Source organism: Chitinophaga chungangae (genome assembly GCF_017742215.1).
Lineage (GTDB): Bacteria > Bacteroidota > Bacteroidia > Chitinophagales > Chitinophagaceae > Chitinophaga > Chitinophaga chungangae.
In genome coordinates this window covers 1,910,062-1,922,081 of record NZ_JAGHKP010000001.1, presented here as the reverse complement: position 1 = coordinate 1,922,081, position 12,020 = coordinate 1,910,062, and the positions used below count along the sequence as shown (strand labels likewise).

Below are 12,020 nucleotides of genomic sequence, written 5' to 3'. Positions count from 1 at the left end.
CCCGCCCATTGATGACGGTACGTCGCGTTCAGGTACAGGTCTTCTTTATACCCCGCATACGCCGGGTTGATGCTCAACCCGTTGAACACGTACTGGCTGAACTGGATGTTCTGCTGCGCCATCGCGCAGGCCCCGGGGATGAGGAGCAAAACCGTGATCGCCGCCCTGAATATTTTTTGCATCTGTTTGCTTTTAAGATCAGCAGAGAATTTTGATTTCATTACCGCAAAATGATGACCCATCCTTTATAAGTTTTAACGCCGTCGGGTTTTTGGACCTCCAGGATGTAGTAATACGTGCTTTCTACCAGGTTTGAGCCGTTCCAGTCGTTGCGGTAGTCGTTTGACCGGTATACCTGCCCGCCCCAGCGGTTGAACACCTGGAGTTTCGCGCCGGTGTATTTTTCAAGACCGCCAATCACGAACTTCTCGTTCTTGCCGTCGCCGTTCGGTGTGAACACGTTCGGGAAGTTGAGGTCCTGTCCGTCGATCTGCAATCTCATTACCGCTTTGTTATTGGTTAGGTCCGGGTCTGTACTGCCGCTGACAGCTTCAGCACCGGCAACCATCGCGCCGCCTTCCGTGATCCTGCAGCGGATCTCGAGCTGCGCCGTTGCGCCGGGCTGCATATCGCCGATCGTCCATACCACTACCCTGTTCGCCGTTGCAACGTTCACCTGTCCCCTGCTCGCATTGGTCATGCCGGGTAATCCGAGCTGCACGGGCAACGTATCCGTTACCGCCGCGCCGCCGGCTATGCCGTTGCCGATGTTCCGGATGCTGATGCGGTAAGTGAGCTCCTGTCCGAGACGGTACGGGCCGGTTAACGGCTGCACGATCTCTTTGGTGATCGAGAGATCGCCCATCGGGATATCTTCGCTGGTGATGGTCACTACCGCCTGGCGGGCAACGTCCGCCGTCCAGCTGAAGTTCGCGGATTGGCCGCCCGTAACGGTCAGCACCACTGTCTCAGGGGTTTCCACATCGATGTCGTCTATTACGGTAACGGGCACGTCTACACTGTTTCTGCCGGCAGGGATCGTTATCATGCCGTTGATCGCTTCGTAATCCTGGTCTGCCGTTGCCGTACCGCTGATGGTATATTGAACTGTTACTGCCTCCGTAGCGATCTTGCCGCCCGCGATGCCGATGGTGAAGGCGCCATGGGTTCCGGGTTCTGCTGCGGCCGGTTTGCTGGCCGATGCTTCTAGTACAAGACTTGCCGCATCCTCGTCGGCGATCGTTACCGTAGCGGTATTGGGTGTGCCGATAGTGAAGGCGCTGCCGGAAGAGGAGGCGCCGGTGAGCGTGATGGTCACGGTTTCGGGGGTTTCCACAAAATTGTCGTCCAGTACGCTTACCGCAACGGGCGCGCTGTTGTCACCCGCGGGGATCACAGCGGTACCCGTAAGGGCAGTGTAATCGTCGCCGGCGGTAGCCGTACCGCTGATGGTGTAGGTAACCGTAACGTCCGCAGCGGATGTTTTACCGGCGGGCAGGCTGATGGTGAACGCGCCTGGTGTGCCGGGTTCCGCGGCGGCAGGTGTGCTGGCGAGTACCGTCACGTCCAGGTTGGTATCGTCGTCCGCAACGGTCACCGTGGCGGTACTGCTTGCGCCCGGCGTGAAAGTGAGGCCGGTAGCCGTTCCGCCGGTGATGGTCAGAATAACGGTTTCGTCTCCTTCTATCAGGTCGTCGTCGCTCACGGTTACCGGTACGGGAATGCTGCCCAGACCGGCGGGTATCACCACGGAGCCGCTCAGTGCGCCGTAGTCGTCGCCCGGGGTGGCGGCACCGGTGATGGTGTAATGCACGGTAACGTCCGTCGAAACGGTGATGTTATTGGGCAGGCTGATCGTGAAACCGCCGTGGGTGGCGGGTTCCGTCGCGTTTCCGTTGTTGGTCGCATTCAATACAAGGTTGGCCGGTACATTTTCTTCGTCATTGATGTTCACGGTGGCATTGCCTGTGCCGGTAAATGCGAAGCTGGTGCTGCTGCCGCCGTTGAGCGTCATCACAACGGTTTCCAGCGGCTCGATCACCTGGTCGTTCAACACGGGAACGGGAACGGTTACCGTACGGTCGCCCGCTTCGATCACCGCGGTACCGGTAAGCGTGGTATAGTCGCCTCCGGCAGTGGCTGTTCCGGTAATGGTGTACTGCACGGTAATGTCTTCGGAGGTCGTTACCGTACCGGGCAGGCTGATCACGAAGCTGCCGTTGGTTGCAGGTTCCGCGCCGTCCGCGCCTTTAGTTACGGTAAGGGCAAGGTTGGCCGGTACCGCGCTTTCATCGTCGTTGATGTTCACCGTGGCGCTGCCCGTACCGGTGAACGTGAAGCTGGCGGAGCTTCCGCCGTTCAGCGTGGCGGTCACGGTTTCCGCCGGTTCTATGATGTCGTCGTCTGCTACTGCCACGGTTACCGTTACACTGCTTTGACCAGCGGGGATAACCGCCGAGCCGGTGAGCGCCGTGTAATCGTCACCCGCAGTAGCGGTGCCGCCTGTCGTATAATTTACGGTCACGTCTTCCGTAGTGGTAACACCTGTCGGCAAACTGATTATGAAGCTGCCGTCGGTGCCCGGTTCAGCGCCATCCGCGCCCCTTGCGATGTTCAGCACCAGTTTGGATGGATCGTTATCGTCGTCCGCAATGTCCAGCGAAGCCGTTTTATCTGTGCCCGGGGCAAAGGTCAGGCTGGAGGTGGTGCCGCCGGTAATCTCTAGGGTAACGGTTTCGGTGCCTTCGAGCGTCAGGTCGTCCAGCACGTTTACCGGCACGTCCACGCTGTTGCTGCCCGCAGGGATCACTACAAGACCTACCATCGCTTCATAATCCTCATCTCCAACAGCAGTGCCGCCCGTTGCATAGGTGATTGTAATGTCTTCGGTAGCGGTGATGCCGTTGGGAAGCGAGATCGTAAAGCTGCCCGGCACATCCGGTTCCGCCGCGGCCGTGTTGCTGACAACATTCAGCACCAGGTTAGCCGGGATGTTATCATCGTCTGCGATATCGACGGATATGTTGCCCGTGCCGGTGAAGGCAAAGCTGGTGCTAGTGCCGCCGGTGAACGTAAGCTCAACGGTTTCCGGCGTCTCTATCACCTGGTCGTCTATCACGAAAATAGGTATCTGCACGCTGTTCTGGCCGGCCGGTATGATAGCGGTCCCGGAAAGTGCCGCATAATCCGCGTCAGCAGCCGCGGTGCCGCCAATCGTATAAGTAACGGTAATGTCTTCCATGGCTGTAATACCAGTGGGCAGCGCGACCAGCGCAGTGCCTACGGAAGACGGTTCTGTAGCATCGTTCAGTTTGGTGATGTTCAGTACAAGGTTTGCTGGCGTGTTGTCGTCGTCCGCGATATTCAACGTGGCGGCGCCGCTTGCTGTGAAGGTAAAGCTGGCGCTGCCCGCAGCAGTGAGGGTTGCCGTTACTGTTTCTGTTGTTTCTATAATGTCGTCGTCTGCCACAGTTACGGGTACGGTCACGCTGTTCTGTCCCGCGGGGATCACCACGGCGCCGGACAGCGCGGTGTAATCGCCGCCGGCTATCGCCGTGCCGCCTACGGTGTAATTCACGGTCACGTCTTCAATTGAAGTGACGCCTGCGGGCAGGCTGATGGTAAAGCTGCCGTTGGTGCCGGGTTCCGTGCCGTCCGCATTTTTTGCGATGGTTATCGCAACCGGCGGGGTGCTTTCATCGTCCGCAATGTTTACCGTTGCGCTGCCTGTGCCGGTGAAAGTGAAGCTCGTGCTGGCGCCGCCTGCAAGCGTAACGATCAGCGTTTCGGCGGTCTCCATTAACTGGTCGTCGATAACGGTAACGGGCACACTAATGCCGGGCTGTCCGGCTGGGATCACCACGCTGCCGCTCAGAGCGGCATAATCGTCGCCGGCCGTTGCGGTGCCGCCTATCATGTAGTTCACGGTCACATCTTCGGTTACGGTGATGCCTGGAGGCAGGTTAATGATGAAGCCGCCGTTGGTAACAGGTTCCGCAGCGTCCGCATCTTTTGTGATGGTGAGCGTTCTGTTGGCGGGTGTGGTGCTTTCGTCGTCGGCGATATTCACGGTGGCATTGCCCGAACCGGTGAAGTTGAAGCTGGTGGAGCTACCGCCTCCAAGGGTGAAGACCACCGATTCAGGCGCTTCGATGATCGGGTCGTTTATTACGGTAACGGGAACGTCTACACTGTTCTGACCGGCGGGAATGATCACGGCGCCGGCGATAGCGTTGTAATCCACACCGGAGGTGGCCGTGCCGCCGATCAGGTAAGACACGGTAATGTCTTCCGTCGGGATGATGCCCGTGGGCAGGCTGATCCGGAAATTGCCGTTGGTGCCCGGTTCTGCCCCATCCGCGGTGGACGTTACGTTCAGCACCAGCGAAGCGGGCTGGTTCTCGTCGTCCCCGATGGTAACGGTGGCGCTGCCCGTGCCGGTATACGGGGAACTGGCCGAGGCGCCGCCCGCAAGCGTAACGGTAATGTCTTCGGAAACTTCCAGCAGCAGGTCGTTGAGCACAGGCGCGCTGATAACTACGCTGTGCTGGCCGGCGGGGATCACCACGGTGCCGGAAAGCTCCGTATAGTCGTCGCCGGCGGTGGCCGTGCCGCTTACCGTGTAAGACACGGTGATATCTTCCGAACTGGTAATGGTGGCGCCGGGAAGGCTGACTGTAAACTCAGCCGGGTCTCCCGAGCCTTCCGTTACATTCGCGCCGGCTGTTATGCTCAATGCGCGGTTTGCCGGCACATCGTCGTCGTCCAGGATCAATACGGAAGCGGTTTCGCTGCCGGTTGCGGCGGTGAAGGGCGTTGTATTGGAAGGCCCACCCGTACCGCCGGAAACGGTGAGTTCCACGGTTTCCGTTTGTTCGATGATGTCGTCATCTTTTACCGTTACCGGCACCGTTATTTCATTAAACCCGGCGGGAATAACCGCCGTGCCGGTGAGCGCATCGTAATCCAGGCCCTCGGTGGCGGTGCCGCCGCTTACGGTGTAGTTAACGGTAATGTCGTGCGCCGCGCTAACGCCGGCCGGCAGTTTGATCTTCACTGCACCGTTCGAACCGGTCTCACTGGAATTGAGATAGGTGGAAATGCTCAACACGCGGTTGGCCGGTACGTCGTCGTCGTCCAGGATGTTAAGGGTGGCTTGTCTGGCCGAAGGATCGGCGCTGTAGGTGAAGCTGTTGCCGTCGGTGGCCCCGTTCAGGTTGAGGATCGCGGTTTCCGTGCCTTCGATCACCTGGTCGTTGGTGACAAACAAAGGAAGAGAGATGCTGTTCTGATACGCCGGGAGCGTAATGGTAAATATCGTGTAGTCCGTGTTGCGGGTACCGGTGCCGGTCATTGTATAGCTGAGCGTCGTGTTGGCCGAAGAAGAATAACCGGGCGGCAGGCTCACGGTGAAGCTGCCATTGGTGTTCGGTTCCGCAGCATCCACATTAGGCATTACTTTCAGCACCTGGTTGGCACTGGAGGCGTCGTTGTCGGCGATATTGACGGAGATGTCGTTATTGGCCGGGTCCGGCGGGAAAATAAATGCATTACCGCCGCCATCAGTGGCGCTGCCGGAGAGCAGCGTGAACGTCATCGTTTCAACCGGTTCGATGATCTGATCGTCTAGAATGGCCAGTGAAACAGAAACAGCATTGGTATTGGAGGGAATAACAATTGTGCCTATGCCCTGATAATCGGAACCGGCCGTGGCTGTGCCGCTGACGCGGTAACCTACCGTGACTGGCCAAGCGGAAGTAGCAACTCCTGCCAGTTTTACGGTAAATGTACCGCTAGATGCCGGCTCTGCCGCATTCGCGCCCGTTATCACCTGCAGCGGCGTGCTGCTGGCGGCGTTGGCGTCAACGATAGATACCGTTGCCCCATTGCCTGACGGATCTATTGTATATGGGTAGGAAGCAGACGCCGCGCTGGTAAGGTCGAGTATTACGTTTTCCGGCCCTTCAATAATACCGTCGTTAGACGCATCCACGTCGATATATACTTCACTGGCGCCGGCAGGTATCACTATATTGTTTCCGCTGAGGCCCAGCAGGTTATAATCGATGCCTGGTGCGATGCGTCTCGCGCTACCGCTTACCGTAAATCCTATCACCACATCTTCGGAACTGCTCACGCCCGGAGGGAAAGATACCCTGTATTGCCCGTTGGTGCCGCCTTCGATGGCGTCCGAAACTTTGGTGAGCAACACGATATTGCTGCCGGCGTCAAAGTCGTCGTCCGCGATAGTAGCGGTGGCGCTGCCGTTGGTAGCGCTCACTGTGTAGGTGAGATTGGGCGATGTGCCGCCTACAATATTAAATATTACTGTTTCGGTGGGTGGTTCTATCACTGTATTGTCAATAACGGTCAACGCAACCGGTACGCTGTTCTGGCCCGCCCGCAACACAATACTCCCGGTGATAGCCCTATAATCGGTCCCGGGCGTAGCGGTGCCCGCCCCTATCGAGTAGGCAATGGCAATGTCTTCGGAAGCCAGCACGCCCGTGGGCAAGCTGATCGTAAAGCTGCCGTTGGTGGCAGGTTCCGCGGCATTTTGCGCGGTAACGGACAGCGTGGTATTGCCGCTCGTATTGTCGTCGTCGGTAATGTTTACGGTAGCGGTTTTTGCCGATGGGTTGGGAGTAAAAGAAAAGACGGTAATCCCTCCTTCGGTGGCAGTGCCGCCGGTGAGGGTAAGTATTACGGTTTCCAGCGGTTCAAGGAGACCATCGTTCATCACGGTCACGGGAACGTCTACACTGTTTTGGCCGGCTGGAAGGGTAATGCTGGTGGAAGGCCCGCTGTAATCCGCGCCGTCCGTGGCCGTGCCTGTCACGGTATAATTCACCGTAACGGGCAACGATGAGCTGTACCCGGCAGGCAGGCTGATGGTAAAGCTGCTGTGGGTCGAAGGCTCGGCCGCATCGCCGTTGCCGGTGATGGAAAGCACCCTGTTGGCCGTTACATAGTCGTTATCGTTTTGATTGAGCACGGCCGTGCCTTGTGTGGCGCTTATCGTGAAGCTGCCGGCGGTGGGCACGGTAGCGCCCGTAAGCGTCAGTTCAATGGTTTTCGTTTTTTCCATCACCTGGTCGTCTATCGCCGTCACGTCGATCACTACATTGTTTTCGCCGGCCGGTATCACGATGGAAACAGGGAAGGTTTGATAGTCGGTGCCATTGATGGCCGTGCCGCCGAGCGTAAAGGCCACGGTAATATCCTCGGGGGCCAGCGCACCGGCGGGTAATGCTACGGTAAAGGTGCCCGTATTGGTGGGTTCGGAAGCGTTCAGCTGTGCCGTTACGCTTACCACGCGGTTAGCGGGCGTATCATCATCGTCCGCGATCTGTACGGTGGCATTGCCGGCGGTACCGTCGATCGTGTACGCATAATTAGTGGAAGTACCGGCGGATAAAGTAACAATCACGGTTTCCGCGCTTTCGATCAATCCATCGTTCTGAACATTCACCGGCACCGTCACGCCGTTCTGCCCCGCAAGGATCGTTGCGGTGCCGCTCAGGGCGGTATAATCCCCGGGCGCCGTTGCAGTGCCCGCTATGGTATAGGTAACGGCAATATCTTCCACGGCAAGAACACCCGTGGGCAGATGGATCGAAAATCCGCCGTTAGTGCCCGGTTCCTGCGCATCCGCCGTTTTAACGATGCCCAGTTCGCGTTTGTCCGGCGAAAATCCATCCACGGTTACCGTAACCGTCGCTAACGACGTACATCCGCTGGCGCTGGTTATCGTATAAGTAATGTCCGCGGAACCGCCCGCAACGCCGGTTACTACGCCGGTGCCGTTCACGGTGGCGATGGCCGCGTCGCTGGTGGTCCACGCGCCGCCGGGCGTACCGCCGGAAAGCGTGGTGGTGCCGCCTTCAAATAAGGTTAAGGTACCGGTAATAACAGGTGCGGCGGGGATTGGGTTCACCGTAACAACGAACTGCTGCGATCCCGTACATCCGTCCCCGTTAGTAACGGTATACGTGATGGTAGTCGTTCCCGGCGCAACGCTGGTCACCAGGCCGGCGGGGCTCACAGTAGCCACGGCCGCGTCGCTGGTGGTCCATACGCCGCCGGGCGTAACGCTCGCCAGCGTGGTGGTTTCCCCGTCGCATATTCCGGCATCGCCGGTGATCGGGGCAACGGTCACGGTGCTTTTTGTAATCGTAATTTCGTCGGAAATCGAGCAGCCGTCAGGATATTGAACGGTTACTTTATAGGTGCCGCCATCGGTAACAGACAACGTTTTCCCTGTGCTTCCACCGGTCCATAAGTAAGTGGCGGAAGGGCCGGCAAAGAAGCCGTCCGTGTTCAAAACAACGGGGAATGCGTCTGCACAGACCGTACGGTCCGGCCCGAAACCGGTGATAGTAGCGGAGTTGTCATATGGCGAAATATCCCAATTGACATTTCCGCCGAGGTCCACCGTATGTTCCCTTGCTTTAAAAGGGGTAACGCCGGCGGCGGTAATGCGGTTGAGACGGATATAATCGAAATCGACCGTACCGTTCGTTTTGGTCACGGTAGCGTTTGTGGTAGACGAACTGACGATCTGCGTGGGATTACAGGGAGAGCCGCTGCCATACCACGCGTCGTTGATGGTGGTATTGGTATTCGATGCAAAAGTGTAAGTTTTGCCAGGAGCGAATATCAGCGTGTCAATGGTATTGCCGGTACCAAGAATGGAGCCTTTCCCCCTAAATTCAAGGCGGTCGACGGTATTGCCTGTACCGAGGTATGCCCCGGAGGCCGCGTTGTTATTGCTGAACAGAAGATCGCCGATGGTGGTGGCATTGATACTTATCGCCGCATCGTTGGTGGTTGCTACATCCACCTTATTATATACGCCCGCGTTGGTCCTGAAGACGGTCGCTCCTATTATATTCGAGCCGGCAGCCTGCACGGTTTTGCTGGTGCCCATGGCATGCCATCCGCCGTTGATGGTGGCATTGGTAATATTGAGACTGACAGGATTAGCCGTACTGTTATCCGTGATATATGTCACGGTTACCGTCCGGCCGCTGATGTCCAGGGCGCCGTTGTTCACCTCTATAACAGAATTCGCATTGTTAAAGTCGTCCAGCAAGGTAACTTTGCCGCCATTCGGTTTATTGACGGAAAGGTCGAAATCGCCAAGCGTCGAGCCGTTAGTGGTGATCGTACTGTTGGCCGCGCCTCTGAAGCTCAGTGAAGGTCCGGCGATACCTACGGTAGGTGTATTCATCCGCACGGCGGGATTCAATACCAGGTTACCCCATACCTCGATGTTGAAGGAAGTGCTTTTGGTGAGGGTCGGAGCGAATGCCGCTCCAGTCCAGTTCATGTTGCGGCAGTATGCATGGCCGGCACTCACTGTCACCGAGCTGCTCCCGCTGCTGAAGCTTTTGGCGTCAAAGAATACATCATTTGCTACCGAGGGTATACATGCGCCGCCTGCTCCGCCGGATGTGGCTGACCAGTGGGCTGCGTCGTTCCAGTCGCCGCTGCCTCCCACCCAGTATCGCGCGCCGCTTGAAGCGGCGGTGATATTCCAGCCGGTGTTACCGCCGGCATCCGCACCCGATATGGCTACCGGAACGCCGGTTCCCGTCGCTGTCATATTTTCCAGCAACACATTGCCGATATCTTTCGTTGAAGAAGGCCCGAAATTTAAAGTCGCAACGCCCGCAAGACCTCTCATTTCGCCAAGGCCGGAACAATCGGGGTTATTGTAGCGGAGCAGGCCGTTGATGGTCTGCGTATTCCTGAAATTATAATTGCGGGAAGGCGCCAGCAACAGGTTATTGATGGTATTGTTGCCCCGGAGCTCGGCCGCCCCCTTTAGTTCCAGTGTGCCGATGGTGTTGCCTCCGCCCAGCGCAACGATTACGGGAACGAGGCCCGTGCTGGTAACCAGCATATCGCTGATGGTCGTATTCGTTACGTTTATTTCGTTCCCGGTCGTATTGCATTGTACCCTGGAATAAGTAAGGCCATTGGCCGTAAAGCCGCGGTTCGATGTGATGAAAGAACCGGCCGCATTGTTTACCATGACTACGTTTGCCGCTCCAAGGTTCCAGTAGGTGACCGTAATCGTTGAATTCTGGATGTCTATGGTACGGCCAAGACCGGTAGTACTATTAAAGAGTTGCATGTTCAGGGTGCGGTTTGCCATGGACAATTGTCCTCTTCCATGCAAGAGCGAAAGCCCGGGGAAGTTGATATTGTCGACCAAAGTAAGGCCCGCGGACACATTCGCTTTAGCGCAATTGATGGTAACGATGCCTTTGCTGCATCCATTGGTGGCAAGCGTGGTCACCTCCGTTCCTCTCAGCACGATATTGCCGTTCAAGGTAAGGTCGGCATGCAAGGCGATGGAGCCATAGATCTCGAAGGTAGAAGCCGGCGCCTGGCTCAAGACCGGCGATGCGGTTACGTTCGTCCAGGTCATATTATGGCACCAGGCGCTGCCGCTTACGGTCACCGTATTATTTCCCGCCGCAAATCCGCTGTTGGCGTCGAAAACCACGTCATCGCCCGTGAACGGTACACAAGCGCCGCCGGTCCCGCCGCTCGAAAGGCTCCAGTTCGCCTTGTCGTTCCAGTCCCCGGCGCCCCCTACCCAATACAGCGTAGTGCCTGTCGCGCGAGGCTGAAAATCCCAACCGGTATTGCCACCGCCGTCTGCCCCTGTTACGGGGATGGGCAACGTAATACTTCCTGCCGCGGCCAGGTTGGTCATGTATATATTACGCACGTCTGCCACCGCGCCTGGCGCGAACGTGATAGTAGCGCCGGCGCCATAGCCAAGTAGCTGTGCAAGGGCATTACAGTCCGGCGTATTGGCATGCAGCGTTCCGGTGATGGTGTTATTGCCTACAAATGAAAACCCGGGCGTACTGGGCGCAATGTAGAGGTCTTTGATCACATTCCCGCCGCCGGCAACCGAGCCGCCACCTTTATACTCGAGCCGTTCGATCGTGTTTCCTGAGCCAATGCGTACGCTTTGGGACGGGGCTAACGCGTTCGTAAAGGTAAGTTCACCGAAAGTAGTGTTATTGATCACCATTGCAGTGCCGCCAGCCGTGATGTTCACCTTGGGATAGGTGAACCGGTCTGAATAGAAGTTTCCGACGGTGATCGTTGATCCTGTTGAATTGATCGTATTATTGGTTCCCCGGTAATCCCAACCGCCGCTTAAATTAAGGGTCGCGTTGCTGATATCCACGCTTCTTGCACTACTGCCGTCGCTGATAAAACTTTCGAAGGTGTGCGTCAGACCGGACATATCGAGAGCACCGGCAGTCAGCGAGAAAGCGGTCACTGTAAGCCCCGCCGGAATGCCGTCCAGCAAGGTAAGCGAACCGCCTGGCTTGTTTACTGTAATGGGGGTGTACCATGATGTAACCGGAAGCCTGGCCGCGCCATTCATTTTCAGGGTTGCATCGCTGCCGCCCAGGAACGATATACCCCGCGTGCCATAACGCACGGAAGCGGCCATTTCCAGGCTGCCGTATAGCAGCAGCGGCTGGCCCTGCCAAACCAGGCTTGCGGCAACCGTTACGCCGGCCCAGGACATATTGCGGCAATAAGCAGGACTCGCAGTGGGCAGGTATATAATGTCGCCATCCGCCAGTCCGCTGTTGGCGTCAAAATACACATCGTCATCCAGGTTGGGAATGATCGAATGGTCCGGGGTGCCGCCGGAGGTTTTGGACCAGTGGCCCAGTTCGCTCCAGCTACCGGCGCCACCTACCCAATAATAATTAGCTGCATACGTGCTGGTTGCAAAAAACAATACGGTAAAAAACAGGATTAGTCTCTTCATCTTTTGTCGGTGTAAGGGGACAATAAGCAAACCGGTCATCTTGCGGAGAAGAATGACTAGGTATTTTCGGGTCTTGATATATTTTGAGGGAAGTAAATTTCTTTACATATGAATCGTTTTGGTTACAGGTACTGGTTATTCACTAGGTTACAGTTTCTATTGAATGGTTATGGTTAAATAGCATGGACCAGAGTAAAAATAATAA

2 protein-coding genes are annotated in these 12,020 nt (G+C 56.9%); both read right to left on the bottom strand.

Annotation, left to right across the window (positions count from 1 at the left end):
- On the bottom strand, positions 1–182 hold a 182-nt coding region (locus J7I43_RS08115), incomplete at its 3' end, for a type IX secretion system membrane protein PorP/SprF (RefSeq protein ID WP_209145071.1).
- A gap of 38 nt (positions 183–220) precedes the next feature.
- Positions 221–11,815 (bottom strand): Calx-beta domain-containing protein, encoded by an 11,595-nt coding sequence (locus tag J7I43_RS08110; protein WP_209145069.1) that lies wholly within the window; start codon positions 11,813–11,815, stop codon positions 221–223.
- Positions 11,816–12,020 lie beyond the last annotated feature (205 nt).